20 protein-coding genes, 4 pseudogenes and 1 other annotated feature are annotated in these 25,064 nt (G+C 56.5%); of the genes and pseudogenes, 10 read left to right on the top strand and 14 right to left on the bottom strand.

The window, feature by feature from the left end; translation table 11 throughout:
• Positions 1-5: 5 nt before the first annotated feature.
• The 7 genes from GLP52_RS17270 to GLP52_RS17240 all read right to left on the bottom strand — a co-directional run bounded on the left by GLP52_RS17270 (position 6) and on the right by GLP52_RS17240 (position 6,002).
• Complete coding sequence (locus tag GLP52_RS17270; protein WP_237273817.1) at positions 6-1,304, bottom strand: TRAP transporter large permease; 1,299 nt, start codon at positions 1,302-1,304, stop codon at positions 6-8.
• Positions 1,305-1,306: 2 nt separating this feature from the next.
• Positions 1,307-1,816: a TRAP transporter small permease gene (locus GLP52_RS17265; RefSeq protein WP_237273816.1), complete on the bottom strand. Its 510-nt coding sequence runs from the start codon at positions 1,814-1,816 to the stop codon at positions 1,307-1,309.
• A 97-nt stretch (positions 1,817-1,913) separates the two neighbouring features.
• The gene (locus GLP52_RS17260; protein WP_237273815.1) at positions 1,914-2,873 is read right to left on the bottom strand and encodes a TRAP transporter substrate-binding protein; all 960 of its coding nucleotides are present in this window, start codon (positions 2,871-2,873) and stop codon (positions 1,914-1,916) included.
• 69 nt (positions 2,874-2,942) lie between these two features.
• The gene (locus tag GLP52_RS17255) at positions 2,943-3,611 is read right to left on the bottom strand and encodes a DUF4286 family protein (protein ID WP_237272877.1); all 669 of its coding nucleotides are present in this window, start codon (positions 3,609-3,611) and stop codon (positions 2,943-2,945) included.
• Positions 3,612-3,796: 185 nt separating this feature from the next.
• Positions 3,797-4,675: a LysR family transcriptional regulator gene (locus tag GLP52_RS17250; protein ID WP_237273814.1), complete on the bottom strand. Its 879-nt coding sequence runs from the start codon at positions 4,673-4,675 to the stop codon at positions 3,797-3,799.
• Positions 4,676-4,961: 286 nt separating this feature from the next.
• Positions 4,962-5,144 carry a hypothetical protein gene (locus tag GLP52_RS17245; RefSeq protein ID WP_237273813.1) on the bottom strand — a complete coding sequence of 61 codons (183 nt, stop codon included), beginning with the start codon at positions 5,142-5,144 and terminating at the stop codon, positions 4,962-4,964.
• A 126-nt stretch (positions 5,145-5,270) separates the two neighbouring features.
• A complete protein-coding gene (locus GLP52_RS17240; protein ID WP_237273812.1) occupies positions 5,271-6,002 on the bottom strand; it encodes a universal stress protein in 732 nt (243 codons plus the stop codon).
• Positions 6,003-6,373: 371 nt separating this feature from the next.
• Here GLP52_RS17240 and GLP52_RS17235 point away from each other — a divergent pair, with 371 nt between their 5' ends.
• From GLP52_RS17235 to GLP52_RS17225, 4 genes and pseudogenes are all read left to right on the top strand, one after another.
• Positions 6,374-7,039, top strand: a complete 666-nt coding sequence (locus tag GLP52_RS17235; RefSeq protein ID WP_237273811.1) for a potassium channel family protein — start codon at positions 6,374-6,376, stop codon at positions 7,037-7,039.
• An 83-nt stretch (positions 7,040-7,122) separates the two neighbouring features.
• Positions 7,123-7,560, top strand: a complete 438-nt coding sequence (locus tag GLP52_RS19625) for a potassium transporter TrkG (protein ID WP_336885949.1) — start codon at positions 7,123-7,125, stop codon at positions 7,558-7,560.
• Positions 7,469-8,377: a TrkH family potassium uptake protein gene (locus GLP52_RS17230; RefSeq protein WP_336885948.1), complete on the top strand. Its 909-nt coding sequence runs from the start codon at positions 7,469-7,471 to the stop codon at positions 8,375-8,377. Before GLP52_RS19625 ends, GLP52_RS17230 begins: the two co-directional genes overlap by 92 nt.
• A 76-nt stretch (positions 8,378-8,453) precedes the next feature.
• Positions 8,454-9,709, top strand: a pseudogene (locus GLP52_RS17225) (IS256 family transposase).
• A 67-nt stretch (positions 9,710-9,776) separates the two neighbouring features.
• On the opposite strand, the gene GLP52_RS17220 reads toward GLP52_RS17225, so the two are convergent.
• A complete protein-coding gene (locus GLP52_RS17220) occupies positions 9,777-11,021 on the bottom strand; it encodes a type II toxin-antitoxin system HipA family toxin (RefSeq protein ID WP_237273810.1) in 1,245 nt (414 codons plus the stop codon).
• Positions 11,002-11,592 carry a helix-turn-helix domain-containing protein gene (locus GLP52_RS17215; RefSeq protein ID WP_237273809.1) on the bottom strand — a complete coding sequence of 197 codons (591 nt, stop codon included), beginning with the start codon at positions 11,590-11,592 and terminating at the stop codon, positions 11,002-11,004. Before GLP52_RS17215 ends, GLP52_RS17220 begins: the two co-directional genes overlap by 20 nt.
• 519 nt (positions 11,593-12,111) lie before the next feature.
• Here GLP52_RS17215 and GLP52_RS17210 point away from each other — a divergent pair.
• The 6 genes and pseudogenes from GLP52_RS17210 to GLP52_RS17185 all read left to right on the top strand — a co-directional run.
• Positions 12,112-12,696: an ANTAR domain-containing response regulator gene (locus GLP52_RS17210; protein ID WP_237272869.1), complete on the top strand. Its 585-nt coding sequence runs from the start codon at positions 12,112-12,114 to the stop codon at positions 12,694-12,696.
• A complete protein-coding gene (locus tag GLP52_RS17205; protein ID WP_237273808.1) occupies positions 12,693-13,838 on the top strand; it encodes a CmpA/NrtA family ABC transporter substrate-binding protein in 1,146 nt (381 codons plus the stop codon). The genes GLP52_RS17210 and GLP52_RS17205 overlap by 4 nt, the downstream gene beginning before the upstream one ends.
• Before the next feature lie 251 nt (positions 13,839-14,089).
• Positions 14,090-14,326, top strand: a pseudogene (locus tag GLP52_RS17200) (ABC transporter substrate-binding protein); the annotation flags it as partial.
• Positions 14,327-14,348: 22 nt separating this feature from the next.
• A protein-coding gene (locus tag GLP52_RS17195; protein ID WP_237271147.1) for an IS3 family transposase occupies positions 14,349-15,592 on the top strand; the annotation gives its coding sequence in 2 pieces (ribosomal slippage) (positions 14,349-14,652 and positions 14,652-15,592; 1,245 coding nt in all).
• Positions 14,645-14,761, top strand: a sequence feature (AL1L pseudoknot). Its footprint overlaps the gene before it by 117 nt.
• 93 nt (positions 15,593-15,685) lie before the next feature.
• Positions 15,686-15,826 (top strand): hypothetical protein, encoded by a 141-nt coding sequence (locus tag GLP52_RS17190; RefSeq protein ID WP_237273807.1) that lies wholly within the window; start codon positions 15,686-15,688, stop codon positions 15,824-15,826.
• Between the two features lie 3 nt (positions 15,827-15,829).
• A pseudogene (locus GLP52_RS17185) lies at positions 15,830-16,738 on the top strand (IS3 family transposase); the annotation flags it as partial.
• A 124-nt stretch (positions 16,739-16,862) separates the two neighbouring features.
• Here the strand turns inward: GLP52_RS17185 and GLP52_RS17180 are convergent.
• From GLP52_RS17180 to GLP52_RS17160, 5 genes and pseudogenes are all read right to left on the bottom strand, one after another.
• On the bottom strand, positions 16,863-18,743 hold the full coding sequence (locus GLP52_RS17180; RefSeq protein ID WP_237273806.1) for a PhoX family protein: 1,881 nt from the start codon (positions 18,741-18,743) through the stop codon (positions 16,863-16,865).
• 111 nt (positions 18,744-18,854) lie between these two features.
• Positions 18,855-20,390 carry an alkaline phosphatase D family protein gene (locus GLP52_RS17175; protein WP_237273805.1) on the bottom strand — a complete coding sequence of 512 codons (1,536 nt, stop codon included), beginning with the start codon at positions 20,388-20,390 and terminating at the stop codon, positions 18,855-18,857.
• Between the two features lie 574 nt (positions 20,391-20,964).
• Positions 20,965-21,391 (bottom strand): annotated as a pseudogene (locus GLP52_RS17170) (IS6 family transposase); the annotation flags it as partial.
• Between the two features lie 220 nt (positions 21,392-21,611).
• Positions 21,612-21,896, bottom strand: a complete 285-nt coding sequence (locus GLP52_RS17165; RefSeq protein ID WP_237273804.1) for a cupin domain-containing protein — start codon at positions 21,894-21,896, stop codon at positions 21,612-21,614.
• 180 nt (positions 21,897-22,076) lie between these two features.
• On the bottom strand, positions 22,077-24,980 hold the full coding sequence (locus GLP52_RS17160; RefSeq protein ID WP_027238574.1) for a Tn3 family transposase: 2,904 nt from the start codon (positions 24,978-24,980) through the stop codon (positions 22,077-22,079).
• Between the last annotated feature and the right edge of the window lie 84 nt (positions 24,981-25,064).

Genomic DNA, 25,064 nt, shown 5'->3' with positions numbered 1-25,064 from the left:
GTCCTTCAAATCGTTGGCTCTACAAGCCATGTCGCGATGCCGGGGAATGCCGTCAGCAGGATCACGGCCAGCACCAAGATCATAAAATAGGGGACGATCATGCGGGTAATCTCAAAGATCGACTTGCCCGTCAGGTTCTGGATCACGAAAAGATTGAATCCCAGCGGCGGCGTGATCTGCGCCATCTCGACGACGATGATCAGATAGATACCAAACCAAACCGGATCGATCCCCACGGCTGCCACGGCGGGCATGACAACCGAGGTCGTCAGCACCACGATAGAAATCCCGTCAAGAAAACAACCAAGGAGAACGAAGAATACGGTGAGCACCGCAATCAACCCCGGTGCGCCCAACCCGCTGGCAGAGATAATTTCCGCCAGTTGCCCGGGCAGACCGGAAAAGCTCATCGCCGAAGTCAGGAAGGCTGCGCCAAGCAGGATCAACCCAATCATGGCAGAGGTCCGGGTGGCACCCAGCAATGAGGATATGAAAGTCTCGGCGTTCAGTGAACGCCCAAAAGCCGCGATAATCAGTGCGCCGGCGACGCCGATGGCGGCCGCTTCGGTTGCGGTGGCCACGCCAGCATAGATCGACCCGATGACCCCGATAATTAACCCGACCACCGGCAACAACATCCGCAGGCGGCGCAGACGTTCAGCCAACGGCATGCGTGGTTCGGGGGCAGGAACGCCGTCGGGGTTCATCTTTGCCCAGATTGCGATATAGCCCGAAAACAGCGCCATGAGCATGAGCCCCGGAATCACGCCCGCGATAAACAGGCGGTTCACGGACACTTGGGCCGCGACACCATAGACGATCATCACGATGGACGGCGGGATCAAGAGGCCAAGCGTACCCGATCCGGCCAAGGAGCCAATGGCCAGCCGGTCGGCATAGCCGCGCGATTTTAGCTCGGGCAGGGAAATGCGGCCCACTGTAGCGGTGGTGGCCGCCGATGATCCCGACACAGCGGCAAATATCCCGCAGCCCACAACGTTCACATGCGCCAAACCGCCGGGCAGTCGACCGACCCAAGGGGCGAGGCCGGAAAATAGGTCTTCGGCCAGACGTGTACGATAGAGAATTTCACCCATCCAGATGAACAGCGGCAACGCTGTCAGCGTCCAGCTGGCGGAATGGGCCCACATGGTGGTACCGAGGATCGCATCGACCGGCGTTGAGGTGAACATCATGAAGATGACCACGCCCGACGCCATGAGCGCTACGCCAACCCAAACCCCCAGCCCCAAAAGCAAAAGCAAGGTAACGACCAGAACGGCCGATTGCAGAAAAATATCCATGATTACTCGCCCCGACCTTGTTCGTTGGTATCATCGCTTTCAACTGGCAACCTAAGGATCAGGCGCAGCGTACGTTCGGCAAAAGCCAGTGCAAAAAGCACCGAACCCAGCACCATTGCAGATTGTGGCAACCAAAGCGGGACAGCGACTACGCCTTGGCTGACTTCGTTATAGGTCCAGCTTTCTTGGACGTAGCCAAAGATCGCCCAAGCGACCCAGCCCATCATCGCGGTGGCAAAGGCTGCCGCCAGAATATCAGCGATATGACCCAGTCCATCCGGCATCAGCTGCCGCAGTGATGTGACGCGAATATGATCACCCCGTATAAACGTGGCAGGTAGGGCAAGGAAGATCGACGCACTGAGCCCCCATGCCGCGAAATCATCGGCCGACGGGATTTGGCTTCCCATCAATCGAAGGCCAATCTGCGACAAAATCAAGACCGCGATTCCCAGTAGGGACAGCGCGGCCAAGGCTCCGCAAAAATTGAAAAGATGGCGGGTCAGCATCATGGCGGCGGGCTCCGGATAAAGAGAGGCGGCAGGGTGCGGACACCCCTACCTGTTTGCAAAATAGGCCCGGGCGTTTGACTGCCCGGGCCTGCTAGGATCAGTTCAAAGCATCGACGATCTTCTGACCGTCTTCGCCCGCTTGTTCCAGCCATTCCGCACGCATTGTCGCGGCAATAGTTTCAAAGTCGGTGGCCAGCCCTTCGGGCGTCGGCAGGACGTTCATACCATTGTCTGCCATTGTGTCGGTTGCTTCGCCGGTGGCCACTTCGGCCATTTCAAAGCCACGGGTTTCCGCGAGTTCAGCCGCTTCCTGCAGCGCGGTTTTCACTTCTTCCGACAAGCCGTCGTAGGCACCTTTGTTCACGATCACCATGTTCTTGGGCAGGAAGGCCTGAACGTCATAGTAATGCGACACGAAATCCCACGCTTGGCTGTCTACACCCGTCGAAGGCGACGTGATCATGCCGTTGATGACACCGGTCGAGAAAGCTTGGCTGATTTCAGCGGTGGCAATGGTGGCCGGAACGGCGCCCAAAAGCTCGGCCAGACGCGCGGTCGACGGGTTATAGGCGCGGAATTTGACACCCTCGAAGGAGGATGCGTCGGTCACCTCTTGGTTCATGTAAACGCCCTGTGGAGGCCAAGGTGCGGCGAACAACAAGACAAGCCCGTCTTCTGCCAGCTTTTCTTCGTAGATAGGACGGGACGCCTCCCAAAGGGTGCGGGCCTCGTCGAATGTCGTCGCCAGAAGCGGCACAGCGTCAGCAGAGTAAACAGCGTCTTCGTTGCCAAGCGCCGAAATCAGGACTTCGCCAATGGGAACGATACCGCGCTGGACGCCGCGCTTTAGTTCCGGGCGCTTGAGCAGTACCGAATTCGACACAACGTCAATTTCCAGTGCGCCATCCGACAGGCGGGCCACATCATCGGCGAAGGCGCGGATGTTCTTGGTCAGATAATTTCCATCTGGCGCGTCAGCTGACATTTTCCAGGTTTCGGCATGTGCCAGACCGGCTGTGAGGGCTGCGATCGCAGTACCTATGAGAAGGTGTTTCATATGAGGTATCTCCTTGTTGGGTGGTTTGTTGTCCCTGTCCTGTCGTGTTCGCAGAACAGGGTAGATGTCTCAGTCTTCAAGTGCGGGCAGGTCATTTTCGTCCAGTGACCACATCAGGCGGAAGGTTTCGGCCTCGCGCACTGCACCACCGAGCTTTTCGGTCAATTGGCGCAGGGTCGCTTCGGCAATCGGCTCCGAGGTTACATCCACGGCGATGCAGGGTGCCAGCACGCGCCCCTCGGTGGTCTCAGACGGCAGCGGGGTAGAAAGGGTTTCGTCGGGGATCATGTGGTGCACACGCAGCACGCCTTCTTCGGCCATCAACTCGCTCAGCACTTCGCCAACGGCAGTGGTATCCATTGCATCCGGCACCAGTTCAATCAGAACCAGCGCACCGCCCCAGCCAAAGCCGCCCTCTTGGGCGACATGCATCACCCGACGGCGCGTGTTGGACATCCGCCCGAAGTTGGTGATCGACCACTGGGTCTGTTTGGTAAAGGCCTTACGATAAACATCAGAGGTAAAGTCGGCGAGGCTGGTGGCGCGGTATAGCGCAAGGTAGCGGCGTGCAGAGCCCGATACCGCACGATAGCGCCGTGCACCAGTGAAGCCGGGAATGCGAACGCGTTCTTCCATATGTTCACGGTCATACCACTGATTGAAATCGGCCTCGTGATCGGGGTCGATATCGCTCCAGACGAAAAGCTGTGCCTGATCTGTCGTACGGATATTGCTCATTATGCATCCTAATCCCTGGACAAAGCCATCTCGTCACGTGGCGGGGCACGGCCCACCTCCGTTGATCTGCGGTCAAGCTCTGTCGATTGTTGTTGCGCCACAGTCGCCAAGATTGGGTCTATGGGCAAACGGGATTATTCAGGGGGGGGTGATAGGGTTTTCCGATCATACCATTTCTGGCTGCATCAAGTTTGTTGTTGATGGCGCTCTGCGCAGGCCCGCGCCAGCTCGGCAATTGCCTTGTAAGTTGCCACATCGGAGCTTCGCCGCCAGATGCAATACAAGGGCAGAGGCGGTAGTTTCGCATCAACATCAAGCTCGTAAATGCCCGGCCCCGCCAAATCGCAGGCCAGTGGCAAGGTCGCAATCCCAAGTCCGCGCTGTGTCAGTCGGGCAATCGCTGCCATCGAGGTGATACAATGCACAATCGAAGGGCGCAGACCGCGGTCGCTAAAAAGCGCAAGAACATTGGCGTGAGGCCGCGAATTGCGGGTAAATGTGATCAGCGGGCTGGTGACAACATCGGCGAGGGACAGTTTTTCGTGGCGCATCCCCTCAGGGCCGAACCAGCCCATAGCCAGCGGCGGCAAATCCGCGCTGACACAGGTTTCATCGTGACGATCCTCTGTCGTCAGCAACATATCCAAAGCACCGCGTTCAAAGGCAGTGGCGATGTTTGGTGTGGGCTCGACCGTCAGTTCTAGCTCCAGTCGGGGATAGCTGCGCGCCACCTCTTCGATCAGGTCACACAGCCAGGTATGCACGACCGAAGACACCAGCCCCAGACGCACCCGCCCCGCAGCGGTGGTAGGATCGGACAGGGTGTTACGCAAATTACGTTCCGTCGCCAGCATGTCCTGCGCTTTGTCGAGGATCATTGCCCCAGCCACCGTGATCCGTGTCGCGTGGAATTCACGGTCAAACAGATCTACCTGAAGGTCCGTCTCCAGAGACGAAATCCGGCTGGACACCGTTGCTTGGCTGACATTCAACTGCTCAGCAGCCGCCCGGAAACTTCCCAAGTTGGCGACCGTGACAAAAGTTTCTAAAAAGCGCGTGTTCACTAAGACCCTCGATTATATTGTATGGTCGCGAAGGACGAGAGTAGGGCAAACCAACGTTAAAGTCACCTGTCCGCAGGTAGCAGTGGCATAAGCTGCGTGTTGCTTGGCACCAATGGCGGATGTGTTGAAAGCACTTTCATACAGCGCGATCGGGCTAAATCTGGCATTTCGCAGAAAGCGGCCGCTTGGCCATCGACCCGTTCTTTTAGTCGCGCAGACGCAGCAAATGAAGGCTGTGAGCCCATTGTTCCAAATGCAGTGCAGTCTACGAATGTCAGCTTCTGAATTAACTGTCCGACGAGTTGGCTTCGCTCTCAAACCGGGCTTTGCGAAGTCGGGCTGTCTTCTGATGACGTACTTCTGCCTCGTCCTGAGTAATACGCCGCATAATGCGCGTGGTCTTATCCAGTGACGTTTCTTTCGGGGAAGTGTCGGAGCTAAAGACGGTCGATTTAAGCAGTTTGGCCATGATGGGTCTCCTTGAATATTTATGTAGCGATGTCGTGACGTAGCCAACCGGCCGGTCATCGCTCTGGCCGCAGAACCGGACGGCTTTGCGGCTAAGTGCTTTTGACAGATGAAGTGGGAAGAACGGTTATGCTGGTTCAGGTACGACCAGAACCGGACAAAGTGCCGATCTCGTAACCTTGCGGGCGACCGAGGTGTCGAGAAACGTTTCGAGCCAAGATCGGTTTGGGGAACCGACAACGATCAGATCGGCGTCAAACTCATCGGCATAAGCGACGATGACCTCCTCGATCTGGCCGCTACGTACCTCGATATCGGTTTCGACACTTGATCCGCAGGCGATCTTTAGCTCTTCAAGCTGATCGCGGCGATCTTCGATGATTTGCGCATCGTCACTCGCGGAAAAGGGAACTGCGGTGACCATTGGTCCTGCCGCCGCCAGGCCCGCCCCGTCGAACGCGGACGGGGCAACATTGAGCAAAGCGACCTTGCCGCTCATACTCTCGGCCATATCAAAGGCGACGCCGGCAATTTCGTAGTTGAGATTCTGATCAACTGTTGTGACGACCATGATGCGTTGGAAGCGCGCTGATTGGACGTTTGTAGTCTCTACGCCTTCGACATCTTTGACGTTTTCGAGATGAACAAGTGCAGACTGTAAATCCGCCGCGTTGCAGGATGGCGTTGATCTGGCCATGCCTTCAGACGTCGCTTCCAGCTTTTGCCCGGCATCGTCAGCCATCGCCTTTAGAATTTTCACCTTGTCATCGTGGCCGAGCCTTACGTCGCTTAGGACATGATCCGGAGTTTCAAAGTAGCGCGAGGGGTTTGATACTCTTACTTTCGCATAACTGGTCATGGTGCACTTTCTTTACTGCGATTGAAAAGCAATCGGCAGTAAGTGTCTGAATGATGTGGGTTGCGACCACCCTGTTCGGGTTAGTCTATTTGGACCCTGCGGGCGGCTTGGACATCATGTTCCAGCACTCGCTTCAAACCCAGTTTCATGCAGGTTTTCTCAGTCCGTCTGTTTATTCATACAAGAAACAAAGGGAAAAATCAATGTCAGTGGCAAATAGCACGGGTCTGCCTCTCGATTCCGAACTGAATGCGTGACTGAGCACGCTCAGCAAAACGTGCAGGTCCAACGACTGACAGCTTCTAGCCCATATTGACTTCATTCTACGTTGCGGCAATGTTCCGAGGCAGTCAGTTTGAATGGACAGTAACGTGACGAAGATCAAAAAACGCACCTTTGGTGTCGTTGGTTTGGGCAACTTCGGAAGCTCTGTTGCGAAGGAATTGCAACGTTTTGGCAACCACGTCATCGGCATCGACATCTCCGAAACGCGCGTTGCCAGCCTTGCAGATACCCTGTCGCAAGCCATGATCGTAGATGCGCGCGATGATGCTGCACTGCGCGATGCGGGCTTTGGTGACTGTGATACCGCCGTGGTTGCGATGGGCTCGGATCTGGAGGCCAGTATCCTGTCGGCGATGAACCTCAAGCTCGTGGGCGTTCAGGTTGTGTGGGCCAAGGCCACGACCAGAACCCATCACCGGATCTTAAAAAAGCTCGGTGTGGACAGGATCGTGCATCCAGAGGTCGAGATCGGTCAACATATCGCGCAAATTCTGCACAATCCGCTTTTGCGGGATTATGTCAGCCTTGGGAACGGTTACCATGTAGTGAATTTTCGCATCCCCGAGGGCCTTGGGGGCCGGCGCCTGACCGAATTTCTGCATGGGAAAACCTATAATCTGCGCTGCGTCGGCGTCATGCGGGGGAGCGAGTTCATCGGTCAGGATGGTGACGAATGTCAATTGCAACGCGATGATCTTCTTTTGCTGTTGGGCCAGCGGAAAGACCTGCACAGCTTTGCGGCCAGCCTTTAACAATGGCGACGTCGTTTCGGGTGCTCTTCAGGCGGAAAAAAACCCTGGGGATGCCGCCGCCAGCGCTTTTGTCGCTTTATTACATGGCGTTTATCATTCTGGGCGCGGTCCTGCTGTGGATGCCGATCTCGCATCACGGTGACATAGGTCTGGGCGAAGCGCTATTCACCTCGACATCTGCGGTAACCGTCACAGGGCTGGTGCTCTTTGATACCGGGGCGACTTTCACAGGCTTTGGTCAAGCAGTCATTGCGACGCTGATCCAGCTTGGCGGTCTCGGCCTCATGACCTTTGCGGTACTGTTGCTGGGCGCGCTTGGCATCCCCATTGGCATGCCGCAACGGCTGATCCTGCGCGAGGACCTGAACCAGACATCGCTGTCGAACCTGTCTTACATCGCCCGGATGATCCTGATTATTGCCGTTGCCTGTGAGGCTCTGGGTGCTGGCCTTGGTCTTTGTCCCCGAATTTGGCTGGGCAGGGCTGTGGCAAGCGGTTTTCCACTCGATCTCAGCCTTTAACAATGCCGGATTTGCCCTGCATTCCGACAGTCTTTCGCAATGGGTCGGAAACCCGATTGTCAATTTGGTGATCCCTGCGCTTTTTATTCTCGGCGGGCTTGGGTTTATCGTGGTCGGCGACGTGTACCGTACGCGGAATTGGCGCAAACTGACCCTGCATTCTAAGCTGATGCTTGTGGGCACCGCACTTCTGATCACTTGGGGCAGTGTCATGTTCGGCCTGCTGGAATGGCAAAACCCCGAGACGCTCGGCCCCCTAAATGTTGTTGAAAAACTGTGGGCAAGTTGGTTTCAAGGCACCACGCCGTGCACCGCCGGCTTTAACACGATCAATACCGGCGGGATGCACAATAGCACGTCTTTGTTGCCCATGACGCTGATGCTGGTGGGCGGCGGTAGTACCTCCACGGCGGGTGGTATCAAGGTTACGACGCTCTGCGTCCTGCTGCTTGCGACGATCGCATTCTTCCGGCGTCAAACCACCTTGCATGCTTTCGGTCGGTCCTTGGGGCTGGACGAAGTTATGAAGGTCTTGGCACTCACCACCATTTCGATGCTGCTCATCCTGACAGGGGTTTTCGTGATGACGATCAACCATGACGGTCAGTTCACTGACATTGCCTTTGAAGTTACATCCGCTTTTGGAACGGTCGGCCTGTCGCGGGGAATTACCAGCGAGTTGGATGGCATCGGGCGCGGCATCATCATGACGATCATGTTTGTGGGCCGGGTCGGGCCACTGGCGATCGGCTTCTTCTTCGCCACAAGGAGCGTTCCGAAGGTGAAGTATCCGGCGGGACAGATCTATCTGGGGTGAGGCAGTAACCGCTGAGAGTGTCCGATCTTCTGTGTAATTGCGATCTGGTCCATGCTTCCTGAGAGGAGCAAGGACGATGACCATATCCAAGGAACTGCTGGACGAACTACTGAAGGGCTGCGAGCGGCCTGAAGATCTGCTTGGCGATGCCGGGCTAATGAAAGAGCTCAAGATCAAGCTGATGGAGCGAATGCTCGGTGCTGAGTTGACGTCACATTTGGGCTATGAAGACGGCAAGGATGCCCCGCCTGATCAGACCAACCGTCGCAACGGGTCATCTGCCAAGAGATTGAAGGGGCAAGACGGTGAACTGCCTATCGCTGTGCCGCGGGACCGGCCCTCTCGGCAGATTGCTTCGCAATCGCCTGCCGGGTAGTAGACGGCAGCTTCGAGCCTGAACTGGTGAAGAAGGGACAGACCCGCATTGATGGGATGGATGACAAGATTATCGGGCTTTACGCCGCCGGTCTGACGGTCCGCGATATCCGTGCTCATCTTGAGGACGTCTATGGCCTGCAAGTTTCGCCAGACTTGATCAGCCGCGTGACCGATGCGGTGCTGGATGAGGTTCGGGAATGGCAGTCCCGGGCGCTGGACCGGATGTATCCCATCGTCATTTTTGACGCTCTACGGGTCAAAATCCGTGACGCCGATAGCCGCATGGTCAAGAACAAAGCCGTCTACGTGGCCCTTGGCGTCAGCAAGGATGGCGTGCGCGAGGTTCTCGGTCTTTGGATCGCTGACAACGAGGGCGCCAAATTTTGGCTCTCCGTGATGACAGAGCTTAAGAACCGTGGGCTGCAAGACATCCTGATTGCGGTCGTAGACGGTCTCAAGGGCTTCCCTGATGCCATCACAGCAGCCTTTCCGGACGCGACCGTGCAAACGTGCATTGTCCATCTCGTGCGCCACTCGTTGAACTTCTGTGCCTGGAAAGATCGCAAGGAAGTGGCCGCTGATCTACGGCGGATTTACAGCGCCCCTACAGCCGATCAAGCTGGCTTGGAGTTGGATGCCTTCGAGGAAAAATGGGCCGGAAAATATGCCTCCATCGCACCGGCCTGGCGCAGGGCTTGGCAGGAAGTGATCCCGTTCTTTGCTTTTGATCCCGCCATCCGAAAGATCATCTACACCACCAACGCAATTGAAAGCTTGAACCGTGGAATCCGCAAATCGATTAAGACGCGGGGATCGTTCCCGACCGAAGGCGCAGCCACGAAGCTGATCTACTTGGCGATCCGCAAGTTTGAGAAAGGCGGCCGAAATGTTCGAGAATGGTTTGCGGCCCGCAATCATTTCGCCATAATGTTTGAGGATCGCTTCAATGCGTGACTGTATCTAAAACCCGCATGGGCCAGACCAGATACACAAAGTTCATGACACTCCCTAACCGCTTGACCTATGAAAGCTCTTCCAAGATTGGCACTGTCTTCATATGGGTCTCTACGGCTGATCTGACTTCATCGCTCATCGGCAAGTTTGGCGCTTCTGCATCCCAATGCTCCCGAAAAAGCTGAACGGTCTCTTTAGCCGCATCAATCGCCATCTTTTTCGGTATTGCCGCTTTCACCGCGAGATGTGACAGCTCATCCAACGAGAACGCCGAGAAAACTTTTGCGCGGCTGATCTTCATATTGGTCGCATCGCCCGGAATGTAGGGAACGGTCGCCACAAAGTCGTAAGCCGGTGCCAGCGATACGTGCCGCCTGTCCGGATAGATCAACGACCAGTTCTTCATGTGCATATCAGCGTTGCCGATCAGCATGTTAAAGGTCAGACGCCGGACATATTCGATGATGTCCGCATCATTCCCTTCAGCGGCGATCACCTGAGCGATGTTCCGGAATGTGCCATTGCCGTACTTGTCCTCGGGATAGAGCCCATAGACCTGTGCGAAATCCTCGATATGCACGCACGATCCGTCGGAGAGCCGGTCAAAGCGCTCAATCACAAAGGCATGTTTGCCGATCTTATCGATGCCTTCGGGCAGGTTCTTGATTGCATCTACACTGACCAGATCAATGGCAGGCACGTTCATCCCGATAAGGCTAGCCAGCTTCATCATCGAGAATTCATTTTCAGGGACACCTGAGAATTCGCGAGAGGGAAGCTTGACGATCCAAGAGCCCCCGACGCCAGAGGCGGGGATGGTCAGTCCGCCGCTTGCTTCCATCACGGCGGAAAACTTCAGCTGAACACCTGCCAGCGAGAAGCGCAGCGCGTTTTCGCGGTGATTATCGCCATGGTTGCCGGCACCCCCGGCAGCATCCGGCGGCCATGCTTCACCATCGGAAGGGGTTATTGTGATTGCGCCGGGCAAGTCACGGCCAAGTGCCCAAAGTAGATAGAATTCACGTTCGGGATTTACGCCCGCTTGTTCAGCCAGATATTTGCGCAGATGACCTTCGGGTAGAAGATTTGAGAAAAAAGGCATGACGCGCTTTTGATAGGGCCTGAAGTCCGTATAAAGCTCCCCGAATTCTTCCTTGAAGGCGAGGCCGAGGATCGGCCTGTCAGGGTTTTCGATGTACGCGTCAGTGAAGGCGAAGAAGGTGCGATCGCCGCCGACATTGGTGAGTGTGCCGATCGGCTTGCCATACAGGTTCACGTCGAGAACGGAGAGACTATTCATCGCTATCTCCATCAAGGCGATAGGCCGGACGCGGCGCGCGCGCGTGATCCTCGTGAGCCATCCCCTGCGCCAGCGTGTTGCGCAAACTATTCATGTGCTTTTCCGCCTCTTGCAGTGCTGCCACGCCACCCGCGCCAGCTACGGCCTTGAGGGCCTCATGGATGCTGCGCAATGTATCAGTATTCCGGATCAAGTTTCCAAACTGTCGGATCTCTCTAAACTGCCGCTGCAGGTTTTCGACGGCGGGACTATCGATCTTGAGCGACTGGATATGCTCAAGCTGCTTGGCAAGCCGTGCAATCTCTTTGTGCACTTCCGGCGTGACCTTCGGCGCGTCGCTTACGCTACGGGTGATCATTCTGACGGCGGGCGCTGCCTTGCGCGGCACAAGCGCCAGTTCCAGATCGAGTGCGTTGGCGATGGCGGTCAGGCTCGAGACGGTGAGATTGACCGCGCCGCTCTCGATCTTGGAGATGTGCGACTGCGGCACGCCTGCACGGGCACCCAACGCGCGCTGGCTAAGCCCTTTATTCTCGCGCGCAGCCTTCAGTGTCGCCGCTAACTTCTCGCTCTCATAGCTCATCTTGATATATCCCTAGACATCAAACAAACCTGTTGATCTTCTTTGATGTATCATGTGAGGCATGGATCATCAAGTTATGATCTATTAAAGTGTATACATATACGGCCATGATATATTTTGACACATCAGTATGCGACTAGCCAAGCCAAGAGGCACCCTGAGTGCGTCTGAGCAAAGATACCCTTGTCGTTCCAGCGCTTCCACCGGTTGTACAGCGTCTTGTCTGGGCACTCAAAGCGCGCCGATCATCGACGCGTGGCCTGCCGTGGGACTTTTGGGGCACCTTATATTTCATCTCGTCTTCGGACGTTAGCAACGGTCTGACCAATTTTAAGGTAACGGTTGGCTGCCCCCCGAAACGCCGTTCTTCGATGCAATAAGTCGAAGTTGTATTTAATCTGCACAACAGATGGGCACCTGCGTCTCTTACGCTTAGTTTTTGCGCTGACTGGGCCGGCTGCCTCGGCCTCATGAGATGGGCGAGATTGATCTTATACCGTTCATCGCGGATCAAAGCGGATGAATGAAAACCTGCGCATTCTGGTAGTAGAACCAAACCCCGACCGCGTTCGTGATATCGTGGATGCGTTACGTGAGGCGGGCTGGTCCGACGTGAAAGCCCTGTCGCAGATTTCGGAGTTGAACCGGACGGTCAGGGAATTTGCACCTGATATTGTCCTCATAGATCTTGCCAACCCCGACCGCGATACGCTTGAACATATCTCCTACGCGACCGAGACGACGAAGCGGGCGGTCGCGCTGTTTGTGGATCAGACAGATGAAAACCTGACCCAGGCCGCGCTGAATGCAGGGGTGAGCGCCTATGTGGTGGATGGCCTCCAGATGGACCGGATCAAGCCCGTGCTGCAAACCGCGATCGCGCGCTTCAAAATGATGCGTCAGATCCACTCGGAACTGAGTGCGGCCAAGCAGGCGCTGGAGGATCGCAAGACGATAGACCGCGCAAAGGGGATCCTGATGCGCCAGCGTGGCATGCCCGAGGATGAGGCCTATAAACTATTGCGCACGACCGCGATGAGCCAGAACCGCAAGGTCATCGACGTGGCGCATGCATTGGTGACGGCAGCGGATCTATTGTCATGAGCGAGCTTGTTCTGAACTGCGGCTATGTTCCGCTAGTTGACTGCGCGCCGCTGGTGATTGCCGAAGAACTGGGATTTGCCGCCGAGCAGGGGCTCGCGCTCAATCTCCTGCGCCAGCCTTCATGGTCTGCGCTGCGCGATATGCTGGCCTTGGGACATCTGGACGCGGCGCAGATGCTGTCACCGATGCCCGTGGCCATGACCATCGGGATGGGCGGATTGCCCGCGCGCGTGGATGCCCTGATGGTATTGTCTGTAAACGGCACCGTCTTTGGCGTGTCGAACGCCGTCGCTTCCGAGTTGGGTGATGTGCGATTTGGGGACACCACCGCGTTGCTGGCGGGCCTGAGCGCGCGCGGCGGCAAGCCGTTGCGCGTGGGTATCCCCTTCCACTATTCTATGCACCGGCTGCTGCTATCCTATTGGGCAGCCCAAGCGCCCGACCTGCAGATCGAGGAAGTCACCGTGCCGCCAATGCGAATGGCGGACGCCGTGTCGGACGGATTTGTCGATGCCTTTTGGGTCGGCGAGCCGTGGGGCGGCGTGGCCGTGCAGAATAACGTTGCCCAGCTGATGATGGCAGGCCGCGATGTTTGGCAATTCGCGCCGGAGAAGGTGCTTGCCGCGCGCCATGACTGGGCGTCGCAGAACGCAGACAGTGTGCGTCGCCTGATGCGGGCGGTATACCAGGCCTCTGCTTGGCTTGATGCGCCGGGAAACAAACCGCTGGCCGTAGAGATACTGGGCCGCAGTGAACACCTAAGTATGTCGCCCGATCTGATTGATCCGGCCCTGACGGGGCATATTGTGCCGAAGACGGACGCCCCACCGATTATTGTAGACCGGTTCTTGCAGTTCAACCGCCATGCCGCGTCTTTCCCGTGGCGCAGTCAGGCCGCATGGATCGCGCATCAGTTGGGCGCAGACGCCGAAGGCATTGAGAAAGCCAAAGCCTGCTTCCGCTCAGACCTCTACCGTCAGAATCTATCCGACATCGGGGCCGATATGCCCGAAGCGTCCGAGAAAGAAGAGGGGGCGCTGATGTCTTCAACCGCTGTTGCGTCCATCCGGGGGCAGATGATTCTTTCTCCCGATGCCTTCTTTGACGGCAAAACGTTTGATTTCGCTGCAGCTGCACGCTGAATTATTAAGCGGGTTCTGCATAGGCGTTTGAATATGCGCCGCAATGCAGAAAATTCATTGCGCAAAGCCTCGCGTCTGCGCCACCCTTGATACCAAGGGACAACGTTGTCCGACCTACACCGCTGACCAATGCTGGTCGCACATCTCTCAAGAGCAATGCCGCTCGTACGGAACACGGATTTTCTTCCCCGTGAACCATACGTGCGGCTTTTTTTGTTTCTGCCCTTCGGGGCAATGAAAGGACATGAGCCATGAAAAATACACTCGCACTCCTGCTCGCCTCGACAAGCCTGCTGGCGACGGCGGCTTCGGCCGATATGCTGGCGCTCGAGAAAGAGGAGTTGACGTTCGGCTTTATCAAGCTGACCGATATGGCACCTTTGGCCGTGGCCTATGAGCTGGGATATTTCGAGGACGAAGGGCTGTTTGTCACGCTTCAAGCGCAGGCCAACTGGAAAGTGAACCGCCCCGGGTTTACCGGAGGGCAAAACTTTCGGAGAATTGCCCATTATGGAACAGTCACACAACAAGAAGACCTCGAAGCCGTATTCACCTGAGTTCCGCGAACGTGCGGTGCGGTTGGCGATGGAACACCGCGATGAGTATCGTAGCGAAGCTGCTTTATTCACAGCGATCGCAAGCAAATTGGGCTGTTCGCCAGACAGTCTTCGCGTTTGGGTCCGGCAGGCTCAGCGTGATGGCGGCGAACGGCCTGGCCAAACCAGTGCCGAGAAAGCGCGGATCAAGGAGTTGGAGCGCGAGGTGCGCGAACTCCGGCAGGCCAATGAGATCCTGAAGAAAGCATCAGCGTATTTTGCCCAGGCGGAGCTCGACCGCCCGTTTCGCAAGTGACTGCTTTCATTGAAGAACATCGCGGTGAGTTCGGGGTCGAGCCGATGTGCAAAATGCTGCAAATCGCCCAGTCCACCTATTATGAACGGCGCTCCATCGCGCGTGATCCTGATCGGGCTTCAGCCCGGGCGAAGTCTGACGCTGATCTGTGCATCAAGATCAATGCGGCCTGGGAAGAGAACCGCAAGCTCTATGGTGTGCGGAAGATCTGGCATGTCTTACTGCGCGATAATCAGGAGATCGCACGATGCACGGTGGAGCGGTTGATGCGCAATTTGGGCATCAAGGGCGTAGTTCGGGGTAAAAAGGTTGTCACGACTAATCCGGACACCTCCCAGCCGTGCCCTGACGACAAGGTAAACCGCTTGTTCAAAGCAGATCGGCCTAACCAGCTCTGGGTCTCTGACTTCACATACGTCCCGACGTGGTCGGGAACGGTCTATGTCGCTTTCGTCATCGATGTCTTTGCGCGCCGGATCGTTGGCTGGCGCGTATCGACCTCAATGGCGACGCAGTTCGTTCTCGACGCTTTGGATCAAGCAATCTGGCAAAGAAAAACACTTGATAACAATACCTTGGTTCACCACTCAGACCGTGGATCGCAATATCTCTCGATCAAGTATACCGAGCGCCTTGTCGAATTCGGTATTGATCCATCGGTTGGAACAGTCGGCGATTCCTATGATAATGCCCTCGCTGAATGCGTCATTGGCCTGTTCAAAACAGAGGTCATCAACCAGATCGGTCCATGGAAATCGAGGCGCGAAGTCGAATGGGAAGCGCTGAAATGGGTCGATTGGTATAACAACCGTCGGCTATTCGGTCCCATCGGATACATCACACCCGCAGAAGCAGAGGAGGTATTCTATGCAAATCTAAACACACTCGATAAAGTAGCCTGACGTTGAACAAAGCACCCTCCGGTAAAATCGGGGCGGTTCATTGCGACGGCGCGCAAAATTGCCGTTCTATTCTACAATACCCTCCGACACGGCATGACCTACAAAGATCCCGGCGCATCCCATTATGAAGAACGATACCGCAATCGAGTGCTTGGCAATCTCAAACGCCGAGCCAAGTCATTCGGGTATGATTTGCAAGAGTTACCACTGGAGGCCGACATGGCTGTTTCTTAGGAAGGCGACCGCATACTTCGCGCGCGAGTGTCAGTGAGGTATGCGTTTATTGAGGCTCACTGCGCAGAGTTTTCGGTGCGGTCGATGTGCCGCGTGCTGGCTGTGCATTTCAGCGGCTTCTATGCATGGCTTAAGGAACCGTTAAGCCAGCGAACGCTTGAAGATGCACGGCAAACGGAGTTGATCCAGCAGGCATGGGCCGATAGCGGTAAGGTTTATGGATATCGCAAATTGGCAGACGACCTGCGCGATGCTGGCGAGACTTGCTCAGAGAACCGTGTGGCACGATTGGCAAGCCTTGCGGGCATCGCAGCACAGATTGGATACAAACACCGCCCTGGTCGCTACGGCGGCAAGCCTGCTGTGGTCGCAGACAACACACTGAACAGGCAATTTGAGGTTGCAGCACCCGACACGGTTTGGGTGACTGATATTACCTACATAAGGACGCACGAAGGGTGGTCATATCTGGCTGTGGTCATCGATCTGTTCTCAAGGCGCGTCGTTGGCTGGTCAATGCAATCCCGCATGACTACTGACTTGGCTTTGCAGGCATTGTTGGCTGCTGTTTGGCGCCGCAAACCAAAGCAAAAAGTTATGATCCACTCCGACCAAGGTTCCCAATTTACCGGCGGGGAGTGGCAATCATTCCTCGGGAAACACAACTTGGTCGCCAGCATGAGCCGCCGTGGGAATTGTCACGACAATGCCGTAGCGGAAAGCTTTTTTCACCTGTTGAAACGCGAACGGATCAGGCGGCGAACCTACCTCACACGCGATGCGGCAAGGCAAGATGTGTTCGATTACATCGAGATGTTCTACAACCCAACACGCAAGCACACGAACAATGGCATGCTGTCACCAGTTGACTATGAAACGAAACAACAGAAAATGAACGAGGCAGGCGTCTAGGAAATCAGGGTCACCTCATACTGTCTCTGACTGAATAGAAGGGCAGCCGGGTTCAGAAGAACGTGGCGGACGGGCAATACCATTTTACAATGCCGCCCGCCCTAAGTTTTAAAGCTAATAAAGATTAGCCTATCGTTGCTCCATCTTCGCGCCAGATGGAAATGACGGACGAGCGCGGTTTGCCGACATTGTCGGGCCACGAACCGCCCGGATGTTGGATGCCAACAAAAGCAGTTTTTCGGTCAGGTGACCAAGTTAGACCGGTCACCTCAGCACCGTGGGGCGCTGTAAGAAAGCGCGCGATCTCTCCGGTTTTAGGGTCGCCAATCAGCATCTGGTTGTTTCCCTGGCCTTTGAACTCTTCCGCATTGCTGTCGTCGCCGTCAGTCTGAATCCACAACAGGCCATCAGACGAAAATGCCATGCCATCAGGCGAGTTGAACATGTTGCCTTCGTTAACGTTGTTGGAGCCAGCGTATTTGTTATCATAGACGCCGGGGTTGCCTGCCATGACATACAGATCCCAAGTGAAGTCAGGCGCACCATGATCTTCACCGGTAGGGCGCCAACGCACAATCTGACCAAATTTATTGGTCTCGCGTGGGTTGGGACCGCCCACGGGGGTTTCGTCCCCGCCTGCGTTCGGCTTCACGCCACGGTTCTTATTGTTGGTCAAAGCGCAATAGGCCTCTACGCGCAATGGGTTGGCAGCAATCCATTCGGGGCGGTCCATTGTTGTCGCACCGACCTTGGAACCTGCCATGCGCGCAAAGACGAGCATCTCTGTGATATCCATACCGGTGGTTTCAGGTGTTAGTGGTAGCCATTCGCCGGACATATCGTCGTTGAACTTAGCGACATGCAGTATGCCATCGCTTAGTAGGCCATCGGTCGGCTGACCTTCTGCCCAAGTACCGTTCGAGACATATTTGTAAATGAACTCACCGCGCTCATCGTCGCCCATGTAGACAACGATCCGGCCATCTTTGGCCTGTACCATCTCAGCGTTCTCGTGCTTGAAGCGGCCCAGAGCTGTGTGCTTGACCGGCGTAGATTGCGGGTCTAATGGATTAACCTCGGTCACCCATCCGTGACGATTAGGTTCGTTAGGCTCTTTGGATAAATCAAACCGCGCGTCGAATTTTTCATAAGCGTAGCGACCCTCGCCCCCGATGCCGTAGCGGATTTCACCTTCGGTCGCTTCGCGCTCGCCCGTGGTGCCAAAGTATCCGTTAAAGTTCTCTTCGCAGGTTAGGTAGGTGCCCCACAGCGTTTTGCCGGAACCACAGTTGTTCATCGTGCCCTTCGGGGACTTGCCCTCCGGATCAGCATCGGTGCGAACAAGGTCAGAACCGTCCGCCGGTCCGTCCATAGTCATTTGCGTTTCATGTGTGATGCGACGGTTATAGGGACTATCTACAACAACCTGGTACCCATCACCCTGATCGGCGATCTCCAGAACGGTAACGCCCTGAATATTCTTCAGAATCTGCACCTGTTCGGCAGACTGCGGCACACCTAGGGTTTCGGCAGGAAGGTTGATGTCAGGATTTGCGTATTCTGAGTTGATGGCCAAAATGATTTTGTCGCCATCGACAAACGTTTCCATACCGTCCGTGTTCTCGCCAAAAACTCTGTCTGACAAGCCATTTTGGACACCGTTTTCAGGCGAGTATGCCCCCTCGGCCTCTGAGAATAGCGCATCGCCCCAGCGTACCAAAGGTTTCCACTGATAACCCTGCGGGACGTGTATATCGAAATCAGTCGCAATACCGATAGGCTGGAATGCGAATGTAGATCCTTGTGCCCGCGCAGAAGTAGCGGAACCAAACAGGCCCGTCCCCATTACAGCAGCACCTGATCCAAATGCCAAAGCGCCGCCCAAGAAACCACGACGTGACACCGCGCGTTCGACGACAGCATCGAACGCGTTGTTATCTGGGCGGGGGTCGCGCAGCTCGTCGTATTCATCCCAAGAGAGATGTGCGTTATTCTGCTTTTCCATGGTAGTGACTTCCTGACGTGATTATAAAATGCATCGGCCTTTGTAGCCATGGGATGCTCGTCCGATTACAACTCGAACTCTTCGGTTTTATGACAAAGCGCTAAGCAGAAATCATGTAATTGTAGGCTCCAGTTCCACAGACCATAGCTCCACATCTGCGCTGTCCATTAGGCGCACCGTCATCACGCTTGTGTCTGCTGCAATATTGACCTTGCCAAAAAACTGTAGGCCATCGCTGGGCGGCAGGTTGGCCTGACCCGCTTCGGGATGTTTGGCAAAACGAACCTCTGGTCCGAAGGTGTTATCGTAATCCGAAGGACCAAACGTACCGGAGTGTAGCGGGCCAGAAACGAACTCCCAGAAGGGGTCGAAGTCCTGAAAAACCGCGCGGTCTGGAGAGTAATGATGCGCTGCTGTATAATGTACATCAGCCGTCAGCCATACCGTGTTTGTGATCTGGGCAGTTTTGATAAAGGACAGGATCGCCGCGATATCCTGTTCACGGCCTAGTACGGGGCCGTCGCCATTGGCGCCGTTTTCCATATTGGTTTCGCCGTCGCGGACCATCATGCCGATTGGCATGTCTGACGCGATCACCTTCCATGTAGCCGTTGAATTCACCAGCTCTCGTTTAAGCCAAGCCAATTGTTCGACACCAAGAAACGGTGCGCCCTCAGCCTCAGTATTTGAGGTGTTGTCACCGCGATACGTGCGCATGTCGATAACGAAGATGTCCAACAGGGGTCCATACGGCACCTTGCGATAAACCCGCATGGGTTCGCTGAGGGTTTGTCGGGTCGGCAACATATCGTGAAATGCCTGCGTTGCGCGCGATGACAAGAGCTGCATTGATTTGACGGTATATCGATCATCAGCGGATAAAACTTCGTTGGGATACCAGTTGTTCGTGACCTCATGGTCGTCCCATTGGGCAATGATTGGGACAGCAGCATTGAAGGCCCGCACATTGTGATCCATGTAGTTGTAAAGATGTTGGCCACGGAATTCTTCCAGTGTTTCGGCCACCTTTGATTTGGCAGATGTCACAATATTCTTCCAAATGGTACCGTCTGCAAGTTCAACCTCTTCTTGCAATGGGCCGTCAGCATAGACGGTATCGCCAGAGTGCAGAAAAAAATCCGGTGCATGGCCCAACATTGTGGCGTAGGTAGTCATGCCCCCGCGATCTTCATCGATGCCCCAGCCTTGCCCTGCGGTATCACCAGACCACACGAAGCTAATATCGCGATTTCCCATCGGGGCAGTGCGAAACTGGCCCGTGGTCGGCTCTGACCGAGTCCCGTCAGCCAAATCGGCCATCGTCACACGATAAAAAATGTCCTGATCGCTAGGCAGCCCGGTCAGCGCGAGTTTGCCAGAAAAATCCGTGGGTGTGCCAACGGCCAAAGACGGGGCTGCCCGAGCGTCCGACATACTTTCGGTTGTAGCCCACTCAACTAACATTTTTACCTCACGGTCGGCCCTCCCCCAAATGACAGCTCCATCGTGGGCGACATCGCCCGACATAATGCCGTGCGTGATCAGGGGGCGCGATTGTGCGCGCGACAGGGATGGCATGGCCAACGAGGCACCTAGTGCAGCACCACTCAGTAAAGCCTGACGGCGCGAAAACGTGATTTGAGGCATGAAGAAATCTCCGAGAAATGACGACTATTCCTCAGAATTTAAATAATGCTAGTGACGGGTGGGCTGCAGTTATACGACAGTTTTATGCATTGTTCATTTTGTCAGCCACCAACGTGGTGCGATCAAGAGCGCACGCTTTTGGAACATGCGCTTACCACCTTGCTTGATGTTTTCATAATCCCCTTTCCAAAACCAAGCGGTAGCTGAACGTTTCTTGCAATGTTTTATCAGCAGCCATTCGCTGCGAAGCAGAATTCTAGCGAAACGGGCTTAAACCGGACTTGCGGCGGTGCGGCATGCAGATCTTAACCTCGCAGGCTTCGGCGCAACCAACCGGATGACCGATCCCGGCCCTAAGCAGACCCGCCATCTGCCGTCCTGACGCGTAGGTTACTCATGCAGGTCGGGCGGAAACCCGAAGTGCGCTGCATTCACATGCCGTCGAGACCGTACCCGTGAAAGCGTACATTGGCGTAGGACATGATTCCGCATACCAGAGCTTACCGCCTTTGTGACTGTTAAACTACGGGTTTCCTAGTTTCTGTCGCAAAGTTTGGCAAATTGCAGTTTGTCAAAGCCCGACGAGATTTGCGCCGCTTTTGTCGGTGACCACCCTGTCGGAAAAGTCGTTACTCCCAATTTCTCGAGCGAAAAATGCGGCGGCTTCTGCCTCATCCCGGCACTCTAACGGCATGAAATCACGGGATTTTCTGAACTTGGCGACAGCTCGAAATAGTAGGCCCACTTGCCTTTGATCTTGATGTAAGTCTCGTCCATCCGCCAGGAAACGGCTGTCGGTCGCTTCTTGGCGTGGGCGTTTGCGGCGATCAACGGGCATATTTCACGACCCACCGGTTTAGGGTCGTATGGTCAACTTCGACACCTCGTTCGGCCATAATCTCTTCAAAATCGCGATAGGAAACCGCATATCGGACATAGCAAAACACCGCGTCCAGAATGACGCTTTTCGGATACTGGCTGCCTTTGAAGGCAATCCTCACGTTCCGATACTCACCTTCAAATTCTCAGATCAGCAGCTCACGAGGAAGGTGGGGTGGGAGCACCGCTTACTCTTGTTGGTAGCGCGCGCTAGCGATGGGAATGGAGAATATGAGATTCTGACCTGTAAATGCGGTGCAAACGGGCTTGCTAAAACTCTGTAGCGTGGCATTCAATCAAAAGATCTTCGCTCAGCAAGGCGATTCAGATAAGGTTTGTCGCTCACCCGACAAAGGCCACCGGCCGTTCCCACTGGATCAGGACAGTACATCCATCCTCTGACCAGACCTCATGCTCACTTCCTCCAGGATTCAGCACTACATCTCCGGTCATATACCGCCCGTTTTCATCGCTTTGGCTTCCGGACAGGACGATGATCATCTCCAACCCTTGATGGCGGTGGCGTGGGACGGAGGCTCCCGGGGCGTAGCGCAGCAGGGCGACGTCTGGGCCGCCGCGAGTGAGGTGGCAAATCTCGACGCCTTCGCGAAAGGGCTCGAACGTCATGTTTTGCCAGCCATCGGGCACTAGGCGGGGTAGATTCCGGTAGGGGGCAGGATCGTATCACAAGGCCCTGACACCCCCTTCTTTCCTCCATTTTGAACTCTGTGCCGCCTTTGTGGTGGCGATGATCGCGGTGCGTCCGTTTGGGAGCCGTGACGGTGGCAAGAAATAGGGCTGATTACTTCACAAGCTGGCCCCGGTTTGCCGCCGCCACCGGTATTCGCCAGTGAGCAGGATGTGTGCCCAGCCGAGCGGCGAGATATGCGCCAGTAAATTGGGCGCACAATTCAACCCGGCCCGCTGACGCGCGGCGACGGCCTGACCGAGATGCTTGGTGTTCCAGTAGATGATGATGGCAGCGAGCAGGTTGAGGCCGGCCATGCGGTAGTGCTGCCCCTCGGCGGTGCGATCACGGATTTCGCCCTGTCGCCCGATGCGCAGGGCGTTTTTCAGGGCGTGATGGGCCTCGCCCTTGTTCAAGCCGATCTGGGCCCGGCGCTGCATGTCGGCGTCGAGTAGCCACTCGATGATGAAGAGGGTGCGTTCGATGCGGCCGATTTCGCGGAGCGCCACGGCCAGCTCGTGCTGGCGCGGATAGGCGGCGAACTTTTTGAGCAACTGACTGGGCGGCAGGACGCCCGTCGCCATGGTGGCCACGGCACGCAGGACGCCAGGCCAGTTCTGGACGATGACGCCTTCGCGGATCTTGCTGCCGATCAAGCCGCGCAACTCGTTCGGCGCGGTGGCGGGATCGAAGAGATAGAGCCGCGTTGACGGCAGATCCCGGATGCGCGGAATGAACCGGTAGGACAGCAGCGCGGTCACGGCAAAGACCTGGTCTGTAAAGCCACCGGTGTCGGCATACTGCTCCGAGATCTTTTGTCCGGCCTCGTTCATCAGCAGCCCGTCCAGAATGTAGGGCGCCTCGCTCACGGTGGCCGGAATGTTCTGGGTGGCAAAGGGGCCGAACTGGTCGGAGACATGGGTATAGGCCTTGAGGCCTGGCTCGGAGCCGTATTTCGCGTTGATGAGGTTCATGGCTTCGCCCTGCCGGGCGGCGGGGAAGAATTGCCCGTCACTGGACGCGGTGACGCCCCCGCCCCAGAATTGGGCCATGGGCAGCCGGGCCTGTGCCTCAATTACCAAGGCGAGGGCCTGGTTGATGGCATCGCTCTCCATATGCCATCGCGACAAGCGGGAGAGTTGGAAGTAGTCATGTGTGCTGGTCGCTTCGGCCATCTTGCTGAGCCCAAGATTCAAACCTTCAGCCAACAGCACGGTCAGCATCCCGATCTGGTCTTTGCAGGGCGCGCCGGTCTGCAGATGTGTGAAGGCTTCCGTGAAGCCAATATCTGCATCGACCTCCTGCAGCAGTTCGGTGATCCGTATGGTCGGCAACCGGTCGTAGAGATCGAGCACCAGCTCGTCCGCCTCTTGCGGCACCGCCGCACTCAGGCGGTCAGTTTTCAAGACGCCATTCTCGATCGACCCGCCCGGGATCGCCCCTGCGCGAGCCGCCTTGGCCAGTCGCGCCAGCCCGTCGGTCATGCGCGCCTTGCGATCGGCAAGCCAGGTTTCCGGGTCGAGCGGCACCGTCAGCCTTGGCGCGCCCTCTACCGCCTCCGCAGGAACCAGGGCCTGCTTCAGATCAGCGTAGCGCCGGGAATGGAGGAGCCAGATGTCACCCGACCGGAACGCCTCCCGCAAATGAAACAGCACCGCAACCTCCCAGAGCCGATGGCCGTCACCGGCGGCAGCGTTCAGATGGCGGTGCCATTTCGAGCCGCGCCGCAGAAAGCCAACTGGGCGGGTTTCGGGCTTTTCATCGTCTGCGATCAGCGCGGTCGCCTGCAGCAAGGGAGCTGCGATACCCGCCGCCTCGATATCGAGAACGCGCAGCATGCGCGGGGCATAGCGCCGGAACCGAAGATAACCTTGGCCAACATGGGTCAATGGGTCTGCGGCCATCGTGTGCGTCAACTCGGCGGCGGTGGCGACCAGCCCTTCGAGCCGACCCCACCCGCAAGCCAGCTCTGTCGCCTGATCCAAGGAAGACCCATCGCTTCTGGCGTCCAGCAGGGCCGACCCGAGAGATTTGAAGGCGCGCAGGGTGTCCTGCACCGCCGCCTTTGCGTCGGCGATTTTGGCGTCGCACAGCCTCTTCGCGCCCTGCCAGGTCTTGCCGACGATCCGGTCATGGGTCTCGACCACCGCGTCGGAAATCGCGGCACACCACTCGACGGCGCAAACCGCGAGAATGGCCAGGCGGCGGTCGCTGCTGATGTCACGCAGACCATCGGCAAAGTAGCGTTCGCCCTGACGCCGCAGGCCGGTCACCCGATGGGGTGGAATGCCCGCGAGGATATCTAGCGAGATGTTCAGATCCCGCAGAACCTCCAGCCGATCGAGGAGGCGGCCAACATCGGCCGAGTTCTGACCAACCTCGAATTGGCGCAGCCAGACGAACCGGCTGACCGTGCCATCGACCATCTCCGTGAGCAGGGTGTCCAGGCGGGCCTTTCTATCCTCATCCAGCCGGTTCACGATGGCGCTTTCGATCCGGCGTTCCGCCGCCACGAGTGCATCCGCGCAGAGGCGCTCGATCACGGACACACCCGGCAAGATCGTCTGGGTCCGGCGACACTCTTCGACAAACCGGCGGGCCAGATCATGGTTGGAGGTTGCCACCTCCGCCTCGCCTGCCAGCCAGGCCTTCAGTTCCCGCGCGCGATGCCCGGAGAACATCTTGAAGCCATAGAGCTGGCGCAAGTCGACCAAATGCCTGCGCCGCGTTACGTCGGTCTCGGCGTATCGGCAAAGCTCATCCATCTCTTCGCCAAGCTGTGCTGCGATGAAGCTGCTGATGGCCTCTGGAATGACCTCACCCGACGCCAACAGTCGGCCAGGATATCGGAAAGCACAAAGCTGAAGGGCGAAGCCGAGGCGATTGCGTGCATGGCGACGGGTTCGAATGAATTCGAGGTCATCGTCCGCCAGTGTGTAGTGGTAGAGGATGGTGGCTTCGTCTGTCGGCAGATCGAACAGCGCCGCGCGCTGGCGCGCGGTCAGGATAGAGCGTCTTGGCATACGAGTTTGTCCTTGTTAGTCATTAGTCTGTTCAGGACAATTCCCGCACCAGCAAAACCAACGACTTGCAAGGCCCGATTCAAA

The organism is Sulfitobacter sp. M22 (assembly GCF_021736025.1).
Taxonomy (GTDB): domain Bacteria; phylum Pseudomonadota; class Alphaproteobacteria; order Rhodobacterales; family Rhodobacteraceae; genus Sulfitobacter; species Sulfitobacter litoralis.
This window is presented reverse-complemented; position numbering and strand designations above follow the sequence as displayed.